Origin of the sequence: Aquiflexum balticum DSM 16537 (assembly GCF_900176595.1) — a bacterium.
Taxonomy (GTDB): Bacteria; Bacteroidota; Bacteroidia; order Cytophagales; family Cyclobacteriaceae; genus Aquiflexum; species Aquiflexum balticum.
This window is the reverse complement of the sequence record NZ_LT838813.1, coordinates 5,258,367-5,279,623: the sequence shown is the minus strand read 5'-3', so window position 1 is coordinate 5,279,623 and position 21,257 is coordinate 5,258,367. Positions and strand designations below refer to the sequence as shown.

The window sequence follows — 21,257 nt, the reverse complement described above, 5'->3', positions numbered from 1 at the left end:
CGATGGATATAGAAAAATATATCAAAATAATAGGGGATTCTTATTACGGTTACTGGGACTACTTGGTCAGCGAAATGTTTTATCCTTCCTGGCATAATTATTTTTGGTGGTTGCTTGGGCTTTCGGTAGGGGTATGGTTATTGGAAATATTTCTTCCTTGGCGGGAAAAGCAGGCTATCTTCAGAAAGGACTTCTGGTTGGATGGATTCTATATGTTTTTCAATTACTTTTTATTTTCACTGATAGCCTACAATGCTATTTCCAATGTAGCTGTAGAGGCATTTAATGATTTTCTGGGTTGGTTTGGGATTGAAAATACGGTGGCCATTCATATTGACACCTGGCCTAGGTGGACACAATTTCTGCTGATGTTTTTATTGGCTGATTTTATCCAATGGAATGTCCATAGGATGCTTCACAGAGTACCCTTGCTTTGGGAATTTCATAAGGTTCACCATTCGGTCGAAGAGATGGGTTTTGCGGCGCATCTGAGATTTCACTGGATGGAGACCATAATTTATAAGTCAGTCCAATATATTCCTTTGGCCATGATCGGGTTTGGATTGGAAGATTTTTTTATCATGCATATTTTCACCACAGCCATAGGACATCTCAATCATGCAAATCTGAGAATCACTTATGGCCCATTGAAATATATCCTGAACAATCCGGTCATGCACCTTTGGCACCATGCTAAGACACTTCCAAAAGACAGAAAGTATGGTGTGAATTATGGTATCACGCTGAGCCTTTGGGATTATATTTTCAATACAGATTATATTCCCCATGAAGGAAAAGATGAGCCATTGGGATTTGATGGGATGGAGGATTTTCCCAAAACCTTTTTATCTCAGATAACATATCCATTTCACAAACATTCGCCGGAAAAAACCAACAAAAGAGGCCAGCCAAACTTGGTGAAATCAACCGTAAAAAGTGTAAAATGAAAGAAACAATCAATAATTGGAGATTTGTCATCCTTCTCATCCTGACTCTTGGATTGGCGCCATTTGTGCCGGAGCCGCATATTTGGGGTAAAATCAAATGGATTGCAGGTGGGGCGAAAGGTATGGCGCTGATGGATTGGCTGGATTTTGTTTTTCATGGCATTCCATGGGCTTTACTGATCAGGTTGACGATTCTTAAGCTCAGCGGGAAATTGCCAAAACCGGTAGAAAACACCCCTAAAATGTGAAAATGTATATGTGATATTGGTTACGATTATTGAATCTTGAGCATAGTAACTTTGTAGTATTAAAAAAGAATAATACTATGTTCGATTTCTTTAGAAGCAAACCAAAAAACTATACAGATCTTTATTGTGAGGAATTCAATAAGGGTATGACAGACAAAGATGCTGTAATTCTTGATGTAAGAACTGCAGGTGAATTTCAATCCGGAAAAATTAAAGGAGCTAGAAACATCGATATCATGAGTCCGAATTTCATGGCTCAGGTGCAGAACTTACCAAAAGATAAAAAATATTATATCTATTGCAGGAGTGGCAACAGAAGTGGCCAAGCTTGTGAAATCATGAGTGAAATGGGCTTTGAAAACACCTTTAACATGGCAGGCGGAATCATTCGTTGGCCTTATGAGGTGGTTTAATGGATTAATTGGGTTGAATGGTGAAAAAGTCCATCGGCAGTCGAAACTGTGCGATGGATTTTTTTTACGGTCCCACAAAAACCTTCTCCCAATGCTAAAGGCTGCTATTGTTAATTTTCTGATGGGTGAAAAATTGTTTTTTCTGCCATTTCTTTTTTTACATTTTCATATTGGTAAGGGACTGAAAAAAAACCATCATCGGCCCAGGTCGAAAATAAATTCCCATAAAAAGGGCTATCCGGATTACCGGATTGTCCGGGGGTATTGATGCCAATGGCGCTTTCCCAGTTCCCGACATCAACCACAATCCGAAAAGATGCTCCGGAGGTATTGTTATCTCCATAGGCATTTGCTCCCGGAGTAAAACTGTACCCCCCTCTTGGAACCGGGCCGAAATTTAATTTTTGGTTCCATTCTTCTGATAAGGCCAAACTTAATGGATGAGAGATCAAGGCATGTTTATAATCGGACTGACCATAGGTCCAATTCTCCCTGTTTGACCCTAATTTTTCTTCAAGTTCCAAAAGAGCCATTTCAAAGCTTTCTTTTAAAAATTTATCTCTTTCCAACTCAGATTTACCTTCGAAGATTTGGGAGGGCTCTTCCATCCATGACAATACTTTGGTCAATTGAACACTTCCAAACAGCGACTGCACCTCTTTTGGGACAACAATTTTTTTGATATTATCCCTGATTTTTCTTTCCCACATTACATAAATTCCGGCTGCTATGGAATTCTTATCCAAGACATAATCCCAATCTTCCAGCAGCTTTTTTGCAGAGGCGCTTGAAGGATTTTCAAAAGTCAAATCCTTCAGGTAAGGCACCAATGTCCTTGCAGGTAAGGATAAATAATCGTTTTGTAATTTCCCCATTTCTTCCACAGTGAATTTTCTGCCCTGACTCAAAACTTCTTTTACCCGATCGCCTCTAAATGCATCTGCCCATTCATAGCCCAATGCATTTTTGAATGGGTAGTCTGCCGGGGCTATATTTTGATTGGCACTGGCAAAAAATCCCTCTTTGGGATTGGTGACATTGGGCCTTTTTTCAATGGGTAAATAGCCATCCCATTCCATACTGCCGTCTCCCAAGGTGGCTACCAAACCTGAAAAACCATTTCGGACAGGAACTATGCCCGTAGCCTGCCAACCTATATTTCCTTCCTTATCTGCCCAAACCATGTTTTCAGCTGGAATATGGTTATAGGTGCAGGCATCTCTGAACTCTTCCCAAGTTTTGGAGACATCCATGCGTAGACTTGCCAAATAGGGTGCCCCTCCTGTCTCCAACCAAGCACATTCGACTGCCACAGCTTTATGGAGTTTTTCATCCACAAAAGTAACCGGACCATGAATGGTATAAAAATAGTCAACTAGGACATCAGGTTTCCCCTTTACCCTAATGGTATCAGTGATTATGCTCATATCCAACCATTGGCCTTTATGGAAATATTTTTGGGAATCCTCGGGGTGAATATCGTAAATACGCAAATCCTCGTTGTCCGTCTCAAAAATTGTCAGTCCCCATGCCCCATATTGATTGTGACCTATGGATACTCCGGGGATGGTGGGTTCCCCGCCTCCGACAACATCCCAACCCGGGGCATGGAGATGCACCCAATAGCGTAGAGAAGGTACTGCGATTAACCTATGGGGATCATTGGCCATTATCGGAAATCCACTTTCGGTCAAACTCCCGCTTACAACCCAATTGTTACTGCCAATTGAAAACTTCTCAGTTTCCAGAGTTTCTTCAAGCTCTTTTTCATATTCATGCGATTGAGCCAAAAAAGAGATGGTATTATTTCTTGCCTCTGTTTTGATATCTTCCGGGTAAAAAGTAACTCCTTTTCGGAAAGCATTGTAGGGGGCAAGAATATCCTTGAAAAGCAATTCTTTGGGAATGGATGGATGAATATCCAAAATCGGTCTATTGGGATGGAAATAGTAGATTTCGTGCGCTTTTTCAGGTCCAATGAGGCTAATTACGCGACTATATGTAAGTTCATCTCTTACGTTTTCCAAAAGACCTTGGTGTCTCGATATCACTACCTCCCAAGTCCAATAGCCGGGAAGGATATCCAAAAGTTCAAATTCAATCGGCAATAATTCAGGATTGTCACGCACTTCTTTGATATAAGTATTGACACCAGCTACAAATGCATCTACAATAATTTCACCACGGGGATGGTAATGCTTGAGTTCGGCCGATTTTTCACCTCTGAATTTAAATAGGCGAACGCCTTTGTCCCTTTCCAATTCCCTTTCACCAAGTATTTCCGCCAAAGTTCCCGTGGCCTGTCTTCTCCAAATTTCAAATTGAAACAGCCGGTCCTTTGCAGCAAGATAACCTTGACTGAAAAAAAGATCTTGTTCATTTTTCGCATATATATGGTTTATCCCATTTTTGTCCCGGATGACTTCTACCTTTTCTTGAATACCATTGAGAATTAATTTATTTGTTTTGTTGTCGCAGGCAACAAACGATATCAAAACAAAAATAAATGAAATGGATTTTTGGAATTTCGATGGTAAACTTGAATGAGGAAAGTGGCAGGAAATCATCATTTTTTCAAAACATGTAAATTGTAGATCGCTTATTTTTAAGCAGGCAAATAATTTCGGAAAAATTCGGGCTAAACGAAAAAATATTGGACAAACGGTAAAAGCACTTGAAAATAATTTTTGAAATTGGGACATAAAACCAAAAGGACTAATCATGAATAAAATCCCGTTAATTATTATTGCAGTCATTCTTTTGAGTGCCTGCCAGGCGCCTCAAAAAGAAGAAAAGGTTGTCGAAAAGATAATTGAAAAGAAAGTCGTCAATATGGATAAAGTATTAAGACATGTGGTCCTGTTCAAATTTAAGGACGAGGCCAGTGCAGAAGACATCAAAAAAGTTGAGGAAGCATTTATGGCTTTACCTTCAAAAATCAAAGAAATACAAGCAATAGAATGGGGGATAAACAATAGCCCGGAAGGATTGGACCAGGGATTTACACACTGCTTTTTCCTGACCTTTGCCTCCGAAGAAGACCGTGCCGTTTATTTGCCACATCCAGACCATAAGGCATTTGGCGCGGTATTGGGCCCGCATTTGGACAAAGTATTGGTGGTGGATTATTGGACAAAAAATTAGGGATTGAAATTCAATCCCTAATTTTTTTAATTTTCATTTACCGGCAGGTCACTGGTATTTCTGCCCCCCGGATCCCGGACGTCTATCACTTCATGGACCACAAACTCACTGGCGCCTCTCCATGGAAGTGGATTTAAGTATTCTTTATAGCGTAATTCAACAAATTTACCGCCTGCCCTCTCAAGCTGATTGATGACATCTTCACCTTTGACGCTGAATCTGAATTCATTGCTCTGAAGTGCACCCGCGGTGGGGCTCTGAAAACCTTCCTGTACCACCCGGCCTTCCCAGGTTTTGAATACATATCCTTTTTTCTCAAAATAGTTGAGATTTCCACCTTTGATGCCTTCGCTGAATACAAAATAATATCTCCAATAGAAAACTCCCGCGAGAATTAGAATAACTGCGAAAATGCTGATTTTGACGTATTTGTTCATATTTGATGTGTTAAAAATTGGAAAGTGAAAACTTCAAAATGAATGTTTTACACAATTACGCATACAATTTGAAACAATTGTTTGAAATATACAACGGTTAGTCAACAGATTAACTCGAATTCTTTAAAGATACCTTACAAATGATTTGGGAGGAAAGAAATAATGGTTATCCGCCTCTATGCCAGTAATCCAATACTGTTGGAATCCTGAAATTCGGGACGAAGTCGGATGTAACCGGCAATTGATGATGCGCCAAAGTAACTTTTGGATTTTGCATGGAGTAGTTTTTTTCAATCCACAGCCCAAAGCCACTTTCCATACCCTTCTTTTTCCATGTCGTTTTTAGAAATAAACTTCATGGCTGCTGAATTCATACAGTATCTGAGGTTGGTCGGATCCGGGCCATCGTTGAATACATGCCCCAAATGGGAATCTCCCAATTTGCTCCTTACCTCGACACGCATCATTCCCAAAGAACGGTCCACAGGTTTGTCTATCAACCGCGCATCCAATGGCTTGGTGAAACTTGGCCAGCCAGAATAGGATTCATATTTGTCCGAAGAACTGAACAAAGGAGCTCCTGAGACAATGCAGACATAAATTCCCTCTTCTTTGTTGCCATTATATTCATTAGAAAAAGCCCGCTCAGTGGCTTCATGCATGGTGACCTCATATTGAAGTTTACTGAGTCTGTCCTTCAGTTCCGCATCAGATGGTTTGGTGTATTTTTTTTCAAGGCTTACCGGCCAATGTTTGGCTATAAATGCGTCTCGGCCGGAACCCCTTCTGTAGGCGTAATATTCAGTTGGGTTTTTCTTGTAATAATCCTGATGGTAATCTTCTGCCGCATAGAAATTACTGAATTTGAGGATAGGCGTGACAATAGGTTTGTCAAAAATTCCTGAATTGTCCAGTTTTTTCAAGGATTCCTTTGCGGTTTCTTCCTGAACTTTATCATGGAAAAAGACTGCTGAGGTATATTGAAATCCACGGTCGTAAAAAGAACCGCCCTCATCAGTGGGGTCAAATTGCTGCCAAAAAATATCCAAAAGCTCACTGTAGCTGATGATATCAGGATTGAATTTTATCTGAACGGATTCACGGTGACTTGTTTTTCCACTGGCCACATCATTGTAGGAAGGGTTTTTCTCCTTGCCACCCGCATATCCGGATACTACCGAAATCACTCCCGGAATGCCTTCAAAAGGCGCTTCTATACACCAAAAGCATCCTCCTGCAAAAGTTGCCAATTGGCTTGGACCGGAATATTGCTGCTCTTCGGAAGATGTTTTGGCTTTTTCCTTTCCATTTTCGGCTTGGGAACATCCCACAATACTTAGACTAAAAACCTGTACCAGTACCAGTAATAATAAATTTCGGGCGTTTTTCATCATAATTTTTACCTGTTTGTATTCATGTAAATTATTAAGGCATGATTTTAGTTTGCGGTTCACTGTTAATTCATGTTAAAGGACTTGTTTTAAAACAAGGCAATCAATGAATTGGTGCATACTTATTTAAACAGAACTTACGTTAATAAACAACAATTTAGACCGATGTGTTTTGTAAAGCAATAATTTAAACCAACTATAAACCCCATAATTATGAAAACAGCACTGAAATCAATTTTATTTCTATTTGCTTTGACGGCATTTTATCAGTCGGGAAATGCACAGACAGGCGGCGGATTTGGAATCAAGGGAGGCCTGAATTATAATTCCAATGGCCAATACTTCAAAGATGCCGAAGCGATTTGGGGTGACCCCCGAAATAACCTCGGGTACCATTTGGGAGTATTTGGCAAAATCAACGCAGGTCCTGTTTATTTAAGGCCTGAATTAAATTACACTCACCTGAATTCCGAAATCAATACCGTCCAATTGACGACCCAAAGATTGGATGCGCCCTTATTGGTAGGTATTAACTTATTGGGACCATTGCTTTCGGTATTTGCAGGTCCTTCCTTTCACTATTACCTCGAAGACGAACTGAGGGATTTTGATTATGAAAAATACAATGCCGGTTACCAGTTTGGTGTGGGATTGAACTTGGGCAACCTTGGTCTAGACCTCCGCTATGAAAGGGTATTGAACGGACAGCAAGTGGATATTGACAATGTCTTCACCGGTGATGGAGATTTAAGATTCCAACAATTGATGTTGGGGCTTTCTTTGAAGTTTTGATTAGATCATTGGTTTAAATTGAATAACTCTTTTACCCAGGTTAGTCTTTCTTGTTCTTGACTTGATACTTTAAGGAGCCGAAAAAGTTCTTTTATTTTAATATAAAAGGCTTTTTCGGCTTGTTTTATTTTATTTATTTTTAAGTTAATGTTCAATCAAGTTCCTAGCAGATGAATGATACTAATAACAGAAGAGAATTCCTGAAAAAAGCAGGTTTGGGAATTGCAGGATTGAGTGTGATACCGGATTTATTGGCAACCTCCAAAACCCTCGATTTCAAAAACCCGCAAAAAGTCGAACTCGCCATTGCCACCATTACCATGGATGGTTTTGGGGACCATAATTTTGAAAAGGCCTTTGAAATACTTCCCAAACTCCCCTTCAAAAATGTGGAATTCAACTGCTGGTATGCCAGAACATTGACCCCTGCCGGAATCCGCAGTATCAAAGAAAGATGCCAACAGCTGGACCTTAAGCCGATTTGTGTTCAGGGTTCAGGCTTTGGTGCCGAAGGAAATATCATCAAAGACGTGACACATAAACTTTGGAACATGCATGCCGCCAAAGAGCTTGGTTGTAGAAGAGTCAAGTTTACCGGTGCCGGAAGAGGTAAGGACGGAGGATTGGATGCTGTTATTGCCTGCCTCAAGGAAATTGCTCCTGCTGCGGAAGAGATGGATGTGCTGGTGATGGTAGAAAATCATGCCAACAACAATCTTGAATTCATCGAAGACTATGAAAGGATCTTTGATGAGGTGGATTCTACCCATGTCGGGATGTGTATGGACAATGGACATTTTGATGGCTCCAATGTCAAGCTTTTGGACGTCGTGGAAAAATTCCATTCAAAAATCATGCATATTGACCTGAAAGACACCGAAAGGTTTGGTATCCATAAAGTAGTCAACTATGGTGATGGGGTAACCCAAAACGATGCTGTGATCCAAAAAATGCTGGATTATGGCTATGAAGGTTATCTGCTTATTGAGATGGCCCCACCTAGAAACGAAGACACGCTGCTGAAAGACCTGACCCGGGCCTACGATCTTTTCAAAAAGTATGAAAGGTGAATTTAATTCCAAATCTTCCGGGAAAACCCCGGAAGGTTTGGAATTATTATGATTTTGGACAAATCAAGAAAAAAATCACATTTATTCTGACACCAATTTTATGTATTCCATTTATAATAAGCCACAATCTATAATTGCGTATTTCCTGATTTTTCTGATAGCATCATTATCTTTCTCTTGTCAGCAAAATGAATCATCCAAAAATGAATTACCTGAGGGTGTACGTCTTTTGGATGACAGATTGGTCCTCTCTGTGGTAGTGGAGGAGCCTGATATTGTAACTCCAATTGGGATAGCTATTGATGCCAAAGACAGGCTATATGTACTGGAGTCCCATACCCATCTGCCTCCAAAGGATTATCAAGGACCTGATGGGGATTTGATCAAGGTTTTTGAAGATACCAATGGAGATGGTCATTTGGATAAAATCGCAGTTTTTGCTGATGGGATCAAGGAAGGGATGAATTTGGCATTTTCCCCTGAAGGCCATTTACATCTTGTCACCTCTAGGGAGGTTTGGGTATTTTATGACCGCGATAGGGATGGTGTTTGTGAAGAGAAAAAGAAGCTGATGGAACTCAAAAAGCCTGAAAGCGTCTATGCCCACGCGGCCATGCTGAGTATCACTTTTTCCGAGGATGGCTATATGTACTTAGGTAGGGGTAATACCGGAAGCGAATATTGGAATTTTGAAGGAAGTGATGGCAGTCAGGTTTCAGGATATGGTGATGGGGGTAATGTCATAAGGGCCAAATGGGATGGGTCTGAAGTGGAAATTTTTAGTACAGGCTATTGGAACCCATTCGACCTGAAGTTTGATAATGAAGGTCGGTTGTTGGTAGCCGATAATGACCCGGACAGCAGGGGTCCTAACAGGCTTATCCATGCTGTGGATAAATCCGATTTCGGATATCAATCACTTTTTGGAGGAAGTGGGATTCATCCCTATCTGGCTTGGAACGGAGAACTACCGGGTACACTGCCGTTTGCAGTGCCTTTGGGCGAGGCACCCTCCGGATTGGTCAATGCCAGTTTGACCAATTTTCCCCAAGATTATGATAACCAAATGCTCTGTACCATCTGGGAAGAAAGTACTATTGTCAGAATCAACTTTCAGGAAAATGGCCTTTCGGTAACAGGTAGTTCGGAAGTTATTGTAGAAGGCGGAGAAGATTTTAGACCTGTAGCTTTTGCTGTCAACAGCAAAGGAGAGGTCTATTTTACGGATTGGGTGATCCGATATTATCCCAACCATGGCAGGGGCAAAATCTGGAAACTCTCTTCAAAAGACAATGAGAAAGTATTCCCCAGAAAAAGTAAGATGGATCCATCGGATCCTAACAATTGGGAAAGGATGATGAAATCATTGGATACTGCAACAATCATGGATTTGAAATCCTTATTGCAATCCGAGGATCCTTACGAAAGGCATGCGGGGATAATGGCTTTATCCAAGAAAAAAGAGGAAATAAAAGCCTTGGCGAAAGACCAAGATGCTGAAATCAGGCTAGGCGCAATACTTGCTGCCAAAAGATCAGGGGATAAAGAACTGGAAGCGCTTGCCAAGGGGTTTTTGAATGATCCTGATTCCCAAATCAGGAAAATGGCTTTGATCTGGATAGGAACTTCTCAAATGGTCACGTTGAAAGATGAGATTGGAATTGCCCTTAGGGTAGGTCCCCCTTCCAATGACCTGTTCGAAACATATTTGGAAACTGTAAAACTGCTTCAACCGGATTTTGTCAATGCATTTCAAAACCGGCTTCAATCCAGGTCCCAGGCACTGAAAAGAGAACTACCGGAAAATTTTGTATCTGACATTGTTCAGAATAATAAAAATCCAATAGAAATGCGGGTTTTTGCTTTAAGGTTTCTGGATAATCCTCAGGAACACAAAAAATTACTCATTTCATTCTTGGAGGAAGGTGTTCCTGACGCCTTGAGGTTGGAAACGATCAGGATTTTACAGAATGTTCCCGACAAAGAAGTTGCTGCCAAATTGTTGGAATTGACGCTCGAAGCATCAAATTCAGCGACTGTCCGGTCAGATGCCCTGGCAGGTCTTTCTAGACAGCCTTTGGATGATTGGAATCAAATAGTCCCATTATTGGAAAGTGGGGATGAAAACATAAGGATCGAAGCAGCAAGATTTCTAAGGGCTAAAATCAGCCAACCTGATGTCCGAAAGGCATTTGAAAAGCATCTCAAAAATTCGAATTCTTCAGAAGGATTTCAACAGCAGCTACAACTGGGACTAGATCAGGAATTGACAAATAGGCCGGAGGTTGGCGATGAGAAGTTATGGTATGGCTTACTCGATGGAACAGGGGACAGTGAAAGGGGCCGAAGGGTGTTTTTTTCCAATACTTCCCTTTGTTCGACCTGCCATGTCATGGACGGAAGGGGCGGAGACTTGGGCCCTGATCTGAGCAATGTCGGAAAATCCAAAGACCGGAATAATCTGATTGCATCCATATTGTATCCCTCTGCTGAAATGAGTCCTGAATGGCAGGGCTGGTATATCAAATTAAAAAACGGAAAATTGGAACAGGGAAGGCAGATTGATGTGGGCATCAAGGATATCAAGCTTTATACCCAAGCAAAAGGTCTTATTTCTGTCCAAAAAGAAGATATAGCAGATTATGGAATGATCAAGGAATCTCTGATGCCCAATGGGCTTGAGGAAAGGCTTACTGATCAGGATCTTAGAGATTTGTTGGCTTATTTGGAAGGGTTCGATTGAGCAATAAATTTGCAAAGTATTTTAAGAGTATAACTTCTACCTCTATTTGGAAATTGCTGACATGGGAAGGACAGGAGGGTATTTTAAGAAATGATCCCTTTTTAATGGAACGCTGATGACGCTGATTTTGCTGATTCACACAGATAAATAAATTACCCTTATCAGGATTCTAAATAAGATTAACCAGCAAGAGCTGTGCTAAGGATCTGTTCTTTGCGATACCTTGGCGAATCTGGCACTCTGGAATATGTACTAACGACAGTCGGGTAATTACACAATTTTGCCTTTATTAATGAATAGGCTGATTCCTATTGATAGGGACTATTCTAAGTTGTCATTACCTTTTATGAACATTATGAGAAATATTGGTCACTCAGGATGGCTGTGATAGTGGGGAGTAGTTTAAAACCAAACCCAGTTGTTAAGAAAGGCTTATACTACACTCAGCAGGGGTTTACCCATCTTATGGTTAGATCATTTATTAGCCCGTCCTATCCCAAACTGATCTCCGGCTTTGCTTACCCGGTGATTGATGAAATGAATCTCCACCATTTTTTCACTGGCCACATAATTATTGAATTCATCCTTGAGGGTGAGGAGTATATTTCTGGTTTCCACATCGATTACTTCCCCACTGGAGGGATAAGCATATTTCCCGTCCATGCTGAAAGTAATCCACCCGGGCATATCCTGAAGTGGGATGGTCGTCAGCTGCTGATAAGGTGGGGTGGCACTGAACACATGCATACGCATATTGTGGCCGTCGCATACCCATAATTCCTTTTCATTTGGGGTAAGACCGATGCCATGACTGGGATTGCCATGTCTCCGTACCGGGCCTTTTTCCCAACCTTCCACTACAATACTCTGAAGAACTTCTCCTGTATTCAGGTCGCCCACTTCAAAACCCAACAGACCATCCACAGTGACAAAAACCAAAGTCTCCTGACTATTGATGGTGAATGGCCGGATGCCATTGCTAAAGGGCCCCACTTTTTTGATGATGGAATGGTCTTTGGTATCTGTCACATGTAAATAGGGGGATGCTATATCGGCGAGGTAGGCATGCTTTCCCGAAGGCCCATAGAGGGTATTATGTGCCCGCTGATGTACCTCAATTTTCTTGATGATTTCACCCGATTCACAATCCACTACATTCCAAAAGCTCTTTTCCAGGGATGGGAGATACATGGTTTTCCCGTCAGGAGAAATCGCCATGCGGTCAGCACCGCCCTCATAAGTCTTTTCCCAAATCACCTTTTCCGAAGTCAGGTCGATGCGTTGGAGGGTATGGAGGGTGCTGACAAAAATGCTGTTCAGCGCTACGCTTACGGCCACCCCCTTGACATTTGAAGGTTTGCCGTTGGGAAGGTAACCTTGGGTCGGGATTCTTTTGACAAACTGATGGTTATTGGCCATATCAAACACCAAGATGCCATGACCGCCATAACCCAAATAATTCCGGATTCCCGGTACTGCCACATACAGATACCTTCCTGACTCCGGTGATTGGATTTCGGGACCAGGATTTTCAATGGGATAGGGAATCCATGCAGTTGTGATTAAGGCTAAAAGGATAGCGACGACAATAGGATTGGTTTTTTTGGGTTTCATGGTTTTTTCTTATTGTAACTAGGGGATGAGTAAGTCAATGAAATAAAGATAGACAATCGGAATCAAATGAAAAATTAAATAGCAAACGCAAAGGCTTCGCTAAGTATTTTTCCTTGCGATTTCTTTGCGATCGTGGCAGTTAAAAACAGCTGATTTTCTAAAATGACAGCGGTGAAAAAAGAAAATAATCACCGCATAAATGCGGCGAATAATTTGTATATTTACCGCAGATCAATTAGAGCAATGGCAAAATACATCTACGAATATCAAAACTGGACGGACTTTTCATGGGATGATAGAGCTATAAACACCTTGTTCGGGGAAGTTCGCTTAATGCAGGGTAAAATCATCGGACAGATGAATGCGCTTGGATTTTCTACTAAGGAAGAAGCTACGCTTACTGCCCTAACCTTAGACGTAGTCAAATCATCTGAAATAGAAGGTGAATTGCTCAATTACGACCAAGTGCGTTCATCAATAGCCAGACGCTTGGGCATCAATACTGCAGGACTTGTGCCAAGTAGCCGACATATAGAAGGTGTGGTAGAAATGATGCTTGACGCCACCCAAAGGTACGACTTACCTTTAACCGAAAAACGCTTGTTTGGTTGGCATGCAGCGCTATTCCCAACAGGGTACAGCGGACCTTACCCAATAGAAGTGGGAAAATACCGGACAGGCGAAATGCAAGTGGTTTCTGGTGCTATGGGCAAAGAGAAAGTTCACTACGAAGCCGTAAAACCTGATTTGGTAAAAGCAGAAATGGACAGGTTTTTGGATTGGTTCAATAACGATAGCACGCTTGACCCAGTTTTAAAAGCAGCCATAGCTCACTTTTGGTTTATCATCATACACCCTTTTGATGACGGTAATGGCAGGATTGGAAGAGCCATCACCGATATGTTGCTTGCACGGGCAGAAGGAAGTGGAGATCGTTTTTACAGTATGTCCAGCCAAATATTAATAGAACGCAAGCGTTATTATAAAGTATTACAAAGTGTACAACACAGTTCAAAAGATATAACCGAGTGGTTGGACTGGTTTTTGAATTGCCTGAAAAATGCGATGCTCGCCACCGAAGACACCACACAAAGCATATTGCGTAAATCCGGATTTTGGAAATTACATGAAAATACACCCATAAACGAACGTCAACGCTTCATGCTCAACAAACTTTTTGACGGTTTCGAAGGTAAACTGCAAACCTCAAAATGGGCGAAAATGACCAAGGTCTCAACCGATACCGCGTTGCGTGACATCAAAGACTTGATGGAAAAAGACATCTTAAAGCAAGTAAATGAAAAGGGACGCAACGCAAACTATGAGTTGAACGACTTTGAGTTGGGATAACAAAAAAATTTAAACCGCAAACGCAAGGGTTCGCTGAGTATTTTTCCTTGCGATTTTTTAGCGACCTTGGCGGTTATAAATCTCAGCTTTTCTGTCATTTAAATTCAGCCCCCACCTTACAGCCCATCATCCTCCCAAATTAAAAAAAATACCCTGTTTACGGTATTTTTTGTTGATTAAGTAATTATTAGGTTTATATAATAAAGTGACCAATTGTGTATCAATTTGACACGGAAGTTAGAATGATGTGGACTATTAAGTGCCTAAAAAGAAGAATTAGTATAAAAACATTCAATGAAAAAAATTTTGTTTTAAGTTGGTATGGCTTTACCAATCAACATATTGGACCTGATCAATGGACGTGCGGTGGAATCCGAACGAATTGAGTATAAGAAAGGTTGGAACCCCGGTCCTATCTACCGCTCAATCTGTGCCTTTGCCAATGACTTCGATGATATTGGCGGTGGCTATATCATTGTAGGTATTGTCGAAGAAAACGGCAGACCTGTTCTGCCACCTGCAGGACTGAATGAGCAGGAGATTGATGGTATCCAAAAGGATATGCTTCAAATGAACAACCTGATCAATCCAGCCTACCATCCCAAGATCAGTATCGAAGAAATCGAGGGTAAAAAAATACTGGTGATATGGGTATTTGCAGGTGACAATAGACCTTATGAAGTTCCTGACGAAATCAAAGCCAAGGAAAAGAAATACCATTACTACATCCGCTACGGTTCTGGTTCGATCAAGGTAAATAAAAGCCAAAAGGAAGAGCTGATTGCCCTCAGTGGCAAATTACCTTTTGATGATCGGCCCAATACCCAGGTAAGCTTTGATGAAATCTCATTGACCTTGGTTCGGGATTATCTGAGAAAGGTGGAAAGCAAGCTTCTGGACGCTATGGATGCGTTGACGAAGGAACAGCTGCTTTCCCAAATGCAGCTCCTTTATGGCCCTCCGGAAAGAAGGCATCCAAGGAATGTAGCACTGATGATGTTTACAGACAATCCGGAGAAATATTTCCCATATTCCCGGGTTGAAATTGTCCATTTCCCGAACGGTGAGGCTGCTGATGAGTTTATCGAGGTTCCAAATATTTCAGGCCCTGTAGACCTCATGATCAATCGTACCTTGGAGTATTTAAGAATCAATGTCCTTCGTCAAAAGACGACCAAAGTCAAGGGAAAGGCAGAATCAGTGAAAGTTTGGAATTACCCTTACCAGGCAATGGAAGAGATCATTGCCAATGCACTTTATCATCGGGATTATCAAACCCGTGAACCAGTGGAGATTCGGATTTATTCTGACCAGATTATGGTGATCAACTATGGAGGTCCAGATCGGAGCATCCGTCTCTCGGAATTTAAGAAGGGCACAGTATTTCCCAGAAGATATAGGAACAGACGTCTTGGGGATTTTCTAAAGGAATTGGACCTTACCGAAGGTAAAGCCACCGGAATCCCTACTATCACTAAAGCTTTGGAAGAAAATGGTTCTCCCAAGGCCGTCTTTGATACGGATGAGGATCGAACCTTTTTCCACGTGACCCTTCCGATTCACTCCCAATTCCTGCTATCAACTAAAGTTCATAAATCGTCAACTAAAGTTCGGAAGAAGATCAGTTTGAGTTCGGAAGAAATTATAAATGAAATGGGGGAAACTGCTTTCAAAATTCTGACTGCAATGCGTGATAATCCGCAAATCACAGCCACTGAAATAGGTCAGAAAATAGGGGTTTCAAGTAGGGGTATAGAGAAAAATATAGCTAAAATGCGTGAAAAGGGCTATTTGGATCGAGAAGGAGCTACAAAAAAAGGGAATTGGATAGTGCTCGTCGTATGGGAAAAGTAATGACCTTTCTTAACCTCGTCAATCATTTAGAACAGAATTGCGGTTCGGAAGAAACGGGTTTTTGGTTCGGAAGAAATCGGCTTTGAGTTCGTAAGAAATGTAAATGAGTTCGTAATACACCGCCTTTCGTTTCGTATTGAAAAATCGATGTGAGTTCGGAAGAAGTCTATTTCCGTTTCGGAAGAAATACCGATTCAGGTTAGGAAGAAAAAAAATTAAACCGCAAAGAACGCAAGGGTACGCTAAGTATTTTTCTTTGCGATTTCTTAACGATCATGGCGGTTTGAAATATCCGTTTTCTGAAATTCATTTTTTAAAAGTTACCAAATAAGGTATCTTTGTAAATTATGAAAATTAAAATATTAAAGTCAAAACAAGAATATGACAAGGCTTGTGAGCGGATTTACGCCTTGATCCAAAGCACAGAAAAAGCCATTGAACCAGGAAGTCCGGAAGGAGAGGAATTGGAACTTTTGTCTATGCTTGTCGAAAAATATGAGCAAGAACACTTACCTGTCGAAGCGCCAAATCCAATAGAAGCAATTAAGTTTAGAATGGAACAGATGAATCTAATACAGGTAGATATTGCTCCGCTATTGGGAGGTAAAACAAGAGTGTCTGAGATTCTGAATGGGAAGCGTGCATTGACCCTTAAAATGATAATTTTATTGAACAGATATTTGGGTATACCCTTGGAATCACTGATTACCGGGAATAAGGATGTAAACCTGGAGCCGGAATCACGGGATAAAATTCTGGGAATTGCCTCAATCAAAAAGTATTTTTCCGGGTCCAAGGCTGCGATATTTTAAATGAATAGTAAATATTTATCAGAATGTGCGCTTTTGGTAAATGGAGAGGGAACCAAGCAACTGCAAAGCACGCAAAGGTTCACAAATGACCTTTTCATTGCGATATCTTTCCGACCATGGGGGTTAATAAATTCTCTTTCTGGAATATTTTCAAGTCTTTTTGGGGAATAGCGGGCAAAGTGAAATTACAAACCTCAAATTAAAAAATAAACCAAAAGCAGTTTCAATAACAAACAATGCCATGGATAAAAAGAAACCAACAAATGTGGAGGAATACTTAGAACAATTGGATGGGATTGCCCAAGAAAAATGTAGAGAGATGCGCTCGATTCTAAGAGATATTGTGCCTCATGCGACCGAGGGATTGAAATGGGGCAAACCGGTATTTGAATCAGAAACCATACTTTTTGCCTATGCTGCCCATAAATCCCACCTAAGTTTCGTGCCTACTGGTCCCGCTTTGTTGCCATTTAGTGAGGAACTAGCTGAATATCACCTTAAAAAAGACTCTATTCAGTTTTCCTATGACAAACCTCTACCCATAAAGCTGATTCAAAAAATTGCGAAATACCGGAAAGAAGACGCTGAGGTAAGAGGAGCAAAATGGAAGTATTAAAGAAAAAGAATGCATATTCATGCTGAATTCAGTTGTCTGGAAAGACATCAAATACCTAAAATGAAAACAAAGCATAAAAGTACCTTCACTTCGACAGTTATCGGAGCAGTAAATTGGTGCTTCCTAGGTCCCGCTACGCAATGCTAGTGAGGGGTAGGAAAGTGCTAGACCCGCCTGCAGGACTTGCTGGTTTAAAGTTCCGTATGTAAAAGAAATTAGAAATACTTTAATCATTAAACCGCAAAGCACCCAAAGGTTCACAAAGGAATTTCCTTGCGTTTTCTAGGCGCTCTTGGCGGATAAGAAAATCTCTTTCTGGAATATTTTCAAGTCTTTTAAGGGGATACCATTAATCCATGAATAATTAAACCGCAAAGCTCGCAAGGGTACGCTAAGGACCTTTTCATTGCGATTTCTTGGCGACCTTGGCGGTTAGGAATGCCAGCTTTTCTGTAATTTAAATTCAGCCCCCACCTTACAGCCCATCATCCCCAAAAAGTTAAAAATACCCCTTTTAAAGTGTTTATGTTGATTTGGAAATTGTTAGGTTCAAATAACCTGATTTATCAAGGTGTACCCATTTATTCAAAACGGTCGGCAAAAAACCAAAGGTCAGCAATCACCACGATGAAGTAGCTTAGGTCTTATGGAAACAGCTATTTTATAAATAAAAGCATTTGCGGCCATTACACTAAAAAAAGAAGGTAATTCTCCATAAATTGCTTTTATCAATCGCTCTGCGGCATACAAAAAGACAACAAAGGGCAAAAATAAAACCTGGAAATAAGAATGATATACAATGTTATAGAATCAGTAATCGGACATTTTCCTGCTGAATATAAGACCATGCTGGAAGAAATATCCACAGTCCGGCATATCGACAAGGAATATACGATTCTTGAGCAAGGTAAATATTGTAATCATTTATGGTTCATCAATAAAGGTGCAGTAAAAGCCTTTGAATGGATTGAGGGAAATGAACGGGTTTCCCATTTCTTTTTAGATGCCAAACTCGCATTTGCACTTTTCTTTATGCAAATAGTGTATAAATTGCTCAGCCCCTTTACTGTAAAAACCATTAAACATCCTTTTGTCATCAGCAATATTTTTATTGCAGTTTTTCACCTCCTGACCATCTATACTATGATACAGGCAGACCTACTTCATTTTGATATATTACAGAAGTAAAGTATGAACTCACAATTCCGGTTTTACGGAAAGGTAGCTAAGGTGCTGAATTGTACCTTAGCTTTTTTTGCTTTTAAAGAAATTGTTAGGTTTAAAGAATTTAAATCTGTCTCTATTAATTGTTTCTGGTACATTATCGGTAAACAGGTTTCAATAAGATTAATGCTAGTCAGACAAAATCCCTAAGTATGGGCTGATTTGAAGTACCATTTTGTAACCTCAAGGGAACATGGGGGTAGAATAACATTTCCTTAAGTTTTTAAAGAAGGGGAATTAGATAAAAAAAGCAATATGCATTTTTTGCATATTGCTAATTTTGATTAACCTGTTGTCTATTAAAATCTAGAATATTGCCATTCAAGGAAACAACTCTTGCTGGACCTAAAAAAGCACAACAGTCAGTACCCGGAAATCAACATTCAAGAGCCCTTATTTTCCGATCGCATATTCAGAGAGAATCCCCAGGCATCTTTAAGGGGCCTTGGATTGGTAAGGGTTTCTAGTTCGGAAACCTGTGCTTTCAAATGATTCCTGTAGAAAAGGAAATCACCATCTTCAATCAGACTATCAAGATCAAAATTCACGGCATATTTTTCTGCCATTTGAAGAATAGCATTCTTGCGCATCTGACTGTGGTCGCTCAAATAATCAGCCATTTTCAGTAACCATAACTTTTGCTCCCCCAAGGTTTTTTCGGCCAACTCCAGGGCCTTTAAGATCAAAGATTCCGCTTTTTTGCCCAGTTCATTGTCCGCATCATGCAGAAAGTATTTTGTTTCTACTGCCTTTACATCAAAGGCTCCCGGAATATCACCCATTCCTGCCTCTTTCAGCATCCCGGTGATAAAGGCTGTGGCTTTCTTGATGTCATCCTCAGCACCGGTGGTTACATTTTCTTCTCCAAAAACAAGACGCTCCGCAGCATACCCGCCTAAATCTAGTGCCAACCTGTTTATGATTTCTTTTTTGGAAACGTATTTCCATTTGAATTTGGTATAGACAAAGCCACCCGTTTCCACTTCGGCTGTATTGGAGAATATAACTTCAGGAACAGTGCGGAGTAAAATTGTAGCAATGATGGCATGACCGGATTCATGCACTGCTATAATGGCCTGTAAATCATTTTTCTTGCTTTTTCTCAAATCTTCCAGGATGAATTTTTGCTGGATTGAAAGCGAATGAACGAGGATTTGTTCCTGATAATAGTCGATGTGGATATGGTTTTCCTTTAGCTTCATGGCAATACAGGAAACCTCCAGGTTTTTTAAAATCATTTCTGTGATGATTTTTCCCAATTTGGATTGGATAACCTGATGAATGGTGGTAAAGATAGGCCTTGTACCCTGAGTGGGATAAACCGCCTCTTTGTAAATAAAATCATGCAAAGAGGAATCAATTTGAAGTTTAACGCCTTGATTGCGGTAAACCTTTTCCTCAATTTTCCCAAGTTCCAGGGCTATGATTTTTTGAAAGGATTGTTTACTGAAGGCAGGGTAGATAATGTGTAGATTTCCCAATCTCGCAATCTGCTCATTTCGAAAACGACGCTGCAAAGCCCTTTTGATGATGGGGACGTTGATTTTCAGGGATTGTTCGTGAAACTCATCTGCATCCATATCGGGATTGAAATTGTGGCTCATGGTATAGGCTTCATCCAAATTGCCCAAAACAAAAATCAAACCTTTGGAACAATCCACTGTCTTTGGACTATTCCCGAGTTCAAATACCTCCAATAAGAACGCTAAAGTTTCGTATCCTTCCAACGAAAGTAATTTTTCCTGCAATTCAAAAGTTGTTGAATATTTTTCCTTAACCATATCAAAAATACTTTCATAAAACCGAGTGGGGACAAATAGCACATCCTGCGTGTTTGAATCGGTCTGCTTTCCATCATTACTATGGTCTGTATACTGATTTTTTGGATCCATTTTCTCCGTGAAATATTCCACCTGAGCGGTTACCTTCCCTTTGGAAACCTGTACGCCATGTGACAAAAGATATCGGAGCTGTTTGATCAGGTCGTAAATTTCTTCCTGATGAAAACTGAATTTGGAAATCTTGAATTTTCCTGAATCCAATAACTGCCAGATAATCCGTGAAGAACTTTTTTCTTTTTCCACTCTTAAATCATCCAATGTTCTGGCATGTTGGAATTCATCTAGGGCCAAGATGATGGGGTAGCCATTGACATTTTCATAAATCTCCTGAAGGGTTCTTTGAACATTCCAATCTCTGTTTTCACTCTCACCAAGGTCAAAATAGTAGTACTTTTGCTCCATTGAAATCAATTGAACCAAACGATTGACCAAGGAAGACTTACCCACTCCCGTCAAACCCCACAAATTAATGATCACCGGCTTTTCCTGGATTTCGGGAAAAAGATACCAAGAGCTTATTGCATCGACGACTTCCTCAATGACCTGATCTATTCCCACAAATTCTGTTTTCAGTGTTTCCTTGGCTTGTTGAAGAACTGCTTGTTTTTCAATCAATTCTTTGTGCCTTTGTTGTAAGTCCTTGTTCATATTTTCTTGTTTTGGGTCAAAACTATACTGACCCTCCGCCAAAGAACGGCCGAGTCAAATCTTTTTTCTGACTCTCTGTCCTTTTACACGTAGGCTTGTTTACAAAGAACTCT

Annotated in this window: 17 protein-coding genes; 12 read left to right on the top strand and 5 right to left on the bottom strand. The window is 40.6% G+C overall.

Features of this window, described 5'->3' with window-relative positions; translation table 11 throughout:
• Nucleotides 1-2 precede the first annotated feature (2 nt).
• The 3 genes from B9A52_RS22320 (at nt 3) to B9A52_RS22310 (ending at nt 1,608) form a co-directional block, all read left to right on the top strand.
• Nucleotides 3-947: a sterol desaturase family protein gene (locus tag B9A52_RS22320; RefSeq protein ID WP_394334862.1), complete on the top strand. Its 945-nt coding sequence runs from the start codon at nt 3-5 to the stop codon at nt 945-947.
• Nucleotides 944-1,195: a hypothetical protein gene (locus B9A52_RS22315; protein WP_084122813.1), complete on the top strand. Its 252-nt coding sequence runs from the start codon at nt 944-946 to the stop codon at nt 1,193-1,195. Before B9A52_RS22320 ends, B9A52_RS22315 begins: the two co-directional genes overlap by 4 nt.
• Nucleotides 1,196-1,272: 77 nt before the next feature.
• Complete coding sequence (locus B9A52_RS22310) at nt 1,273-1,608, top strand: rhodanese-like domain-containing protein (RefSeq protein WP_084122812.1); 336 nt, start codon at nt 1,273-1,275, stop codon at nt 1,606-1,608.
• A 110-nt stretch (nt 1,609-1,718) separates the two neighbouring features.
• Here the strand turns inward: B9A52_RS22310 and B9A52_RS22305 are convergent, their stop codons facing one another.
• Complete coding sequence (locus B9A52_RS22305) at nt 1,719-4,178, bottom strand: penicillin acylase family protein (protein ID WP_231955362.1); 2,460 nt, start codon at nt 4,176-4,178, stop codon at nt 1,719-1,721.
• Between the two features lie 151 nt (nt 4,179-4,329).
• Here B9A52_RS22305 and B9A52_RS22300 point away from each other — a divergent pair, with 151 nt between their 5' ends.
• Nucleotides 4,330-4,752 carry a Dabb family protein gene (locus B9A52_RS22300; RefSeq protein WP_084122811.1) on the top strand — a complete coding sequence of 141 codons (423 nt, stop codon included), beginning with the start codon at nt 4,330-4,332 and terminating at the stop codon, nt 4,750-4,752.
• 26 nt (nt 4,753-4,778) lie between these two features.
• Here B9A52_RS22300 and B9A52_RS22295 read toward each other — a convergent pair whose 3' ends face one another.
• Nucleotides 4,779-5,189 carry a hypothetical protein gene (locus B9A52_RS22295; protein WP_084122810.1) on the bottom strand — a complete coding sequence of 137 codons (411 nt, stop codon included), beginning with the start codon at nt 5,187-5,189 and terminating at the stop codon, nt 4,779-4,781.
• A 290-nt stretch (nt 5,190-5,479) separates the two neighbouring features.
• Nucleotides 5,480-6,583 (bottom strand): peptide-methionine (R)-S-oxide reductase MsrB, encoded by a 1,104-nt coding sequence (msrB, locus tag B9A52_RS22290; RefSeq protein WP_317045526.1) that lies wholly within the window; start codon nt 6,581-6,583, stop codon nt 5,480-5,482.
• A gap of 210 nt (nt 6,584-6,793) precedes the next feature.
• Here msrB and B9A52_RS22285 point away from each other — a divergent pair, with 210 nt between their 5' ends.
• The 3 genes from B9A52_RS22285 (at nt 6,794) to B9A52_RS22275 (ending at nt 11,185) form a co-directional block, all read left to right on the top strand.
• Nucleotides 6,794-7,372: an outer membrane beta-barrel protein gene (locus B9A52_RS22285; protein WP_084122809.1), complete on the top strand. Its 579-nt coding sequence runs from the start codon at nt 6,794-6,796 to the stop codon at nt 7,370-7,372.
• Nucleotides 7,373-7,542: 170 nt separating this feature from the next.
• Nucleotides 7,543-8,442, top strand: a complete 900-nt coding sequence (locus B9A52_RS22280) for a sugar phosphate isomerase/epimerase family protein (protein WP_231955361.1) — start codon at nt 7,543-7,545, stop codon at nt 8,440-8,442.
• A gap of 100 nt (nt 8,443-8,542) precedes the next feature.
• Nucleotides 8,543-11,185, top strand: a complete 2,643-nt coding sequence (locus B9A52_RS22275) for a PVC-type heme-binding CxxCH protein (protein WP_084122808.1) — start codon at nt 8,543-8,545, stop codon at nt 11,183-11,185.
• 474 nt (nt 11,186-11,659) lie between these two features.
• On the opposite strand, the gene B9A52_RS22270 is transcribed toward B9A52_RS22275, so the two are convergent.
• Nucleotides 11,660-12,799 carry a YncE family protein gene (locus B9A52_RS22270; protein WP_084122807.1) on the bottom strand — a complete coding sequence of 380 codons (1,140 nt, stop codon included), beginning with the start codon at nt 12,797-12,799 and terminating at the stop codon, nt 11,660-11,662.
• A 243-nt stretch (nt 12,800-13,042) separates the two neighbouring features.
• Here B9A52_RS22270 and B9A52_RS22265 point away from each other — a divergent pair, with 243 nt between their 5' ends.
• The 5 genes from B9A52_RS22265 to B9A52_RS22245 all read left to right on the top strand — a co-directional run bounded on the left by B9A52_RS22265 (nt 13,043) and on the right by B9A52_RS22245 (nt 18,619).
• On the top strand, nt 13,043-14,149 hold the full coding sequence (locus B9A52_RS22265) for a Fic family protein (protein ID WP_084123643.1): 1,107 nt from the start codon (nt 13,043-13,045) through the stop codon (nt 14,147-14,149).
• Nucleotides 14,150-14,470: 321 nt separating this feature from the next.
• Nucleotides 14,471-16,003 (top strand): RNA-binding domain-containing protein, encoded by a 1,533-nt coding sequence (locus B9A52_RS22260; RefSeq protein WP_084122806.1) that lies wholly within the window; start codon nt 14,471-14,473, stop codon nt 16,001-16,003.
• Between the two features lie 347 nt (nt 16,004-16,350).
• Nucleotides 16,351-16,815 (top strand): helix-turn-helix domain-containing protein, encoded by a 465-nt coding sequence (locus B9A52_RS22255; RefSeq protein WP_084122805.1) that lies wholly within the window; start codon nt 16,351-16,353, stop codon nt 16,813-16,815.
• Between the two features lie 241 nt (nt 16,816-17,056).
• Nucleotides 17,057-17,431 (top strand): iron chaperone, encoded by a 375-nt coding sequence (locus B9A52_RS22250; protein WP_157370262.1) that lies wholly within the window; start codon nt 17,057-17,059, stop codon nt 17,429-17,431.
• Between the two features lie 789 nt (nt 17,432-18,220).
• Complete coding sequence (locus B9A52_RS22245) at nt 18,221-18,619, top strand: cyclic nucleotide-binding domain-containing protein (RefSeq protein ID WP_157370261.1); 399 nt, start codon at nt 18,221-18,223, stop codon at nt 18,617-18,619.
• A gap of 419 nt (nt 18,620-19,038) precedes the next feature.
• Here B9A52_RS22245 and B9A52_RS22235 read toward each other — a convergent pair whose 3' ends face one another.
• The gene (locus B9A52_RS22235) at nt 19,039-21,144 is read right to left on the bottom strand and encodes a hypothetical protein (protein ID WP_084122801.1); all 2,106 of its coding nucleotides are present in this window, start codon (nt 21,142-21,144) and stop codon (nt 19,039-19,041) included.
• Nucleotides 21,145-21,257: the final 113 nt, after the last annotated feature.

What these genes read in the sequence shown, in the direction of transcription:
- B9A52_RS22320 (WP_394334862.1), top strand. Translation starts at nt 3, where the DNA reads ATGGATATAGAAAAATATATCAAAATAATAGGGGATTCTTATTACGGT.
- B9A52_RS22315 (WP_084122813.1), top strand. Translation starts at nt 944, where the DNA reads ATGAAAGAAACAATCAATAATTGGAGATTTGTCATCCTTCTCATCCTG.
- B9A52_RS22310 (WP_084122812.1), top strand. Translation starts at nt 1,273, where the DNA reads ATGTTCGATTTCTTTAGAAGCAAACCAAAAAACTATACAGATCTTTAT.
- B9A52_RS22305 (WP_231955362.1), bottom strand. Translation starts at nt 4,178, where the DNA reads ATGATGATTTCCTGCCACTTTCCTCATTCAAGTTTACCATCGAAATTC.
- B9A52_RS22300 (WP_084122811.1), top strand. Translation starts at nt 4,330, where the DNA reads ATGAATAAAATCCCGTTAATTATTATTGCAGTCATTCTTTTGAGTGCC.
- B9A52_RS22295 (WP_084122810.1), bottom strand. Translation starts at nt 5,189, where the DNA reads ATGAACAAATACGTCAAAATCAGCATTTTCGCAGTTATTCTAATTCTC.
- msrB (WP_317045526.1), bottom strand. Translation starts at nt 6,583, where the DNA reads ATGATGAAAAACGCCCGAAATTTATTATTACTGGTACTGGTACAGGTT.
- B9A52_RS22285 (WP_084122809.1), top strand. Translation starts at nt 6,794, where the DNA reads ATGAAAACAGCACTGAAATCAATTTTATTTCTATTTGCTTTGACGGCA.
- B9A52_RS22280 (WP_231955361.1), top strand. Translation starts at nt 7,543, where the DNA reads ATGAATGATACTAATAACAGAAGAGAATTCCTGAAAAAAGCAGGTTTG.
- B9A52_RS22275 (WP_084122808.1), top strand. Translation starts at nt 8,543, where the DNA reads ATGTATTCCATTTATAATAAGCCACAATCTATAATTGCGTATTTCCTG.
- B9A52_RS22270 (WP_084122807.1), bottom strand. Translation starts at nt 12,799, where the DNA reads ATGAAACCCAAAAAAACCAATCCTATTGTCGTCGCTATCCTTTTAGCC.
- B9A52_RS22265 (WP_084123643.1), top strand. Translation starts at nt 13,043, where the DNA reads ATGGCAAAATACATCTACGAATATCAAAACTGGACGGACTTTTCATGG.
- B9A52_RS22260 (WP_084122806.1), top strand. Translation starts at nt 14,471, where the DNA reads ATGGCTTTACCAATCAACATATTGGACCTGATCAATGGACGTGCGGTG.
- B9A52_RS22255 (WP_084122805.1), top strand. Translation starts at nt 16,351, where the DNA reads ATGAAAATTAAAATATTAAAGTCAAAACAAGAATATGACAAGGCTTGT.
- B9A52_RS22250 (WP_157370262.1), top strand. Translation starts at nt 17,057, where the DNA reads ATGGATAAAAAGAAACCAACAAATGTGGAGGAATACTTAGAACAATTG.
- B9A52_RS22245 (WP_157370261.1), top strand. Translation starts at nt 18,221, where the DNA reads ATGATATACAATGTTATAGAATCAGTAATCGGACATTTTCCTGCTGAA.
- B9A52_RS22235 (WP_084122801.1), bottom strand. Translation starts at nt 21,144, where the DNA reads ATGAACAAGGACTTACAACAAAGGCACAAAGAATTGATTGAAAAACAA.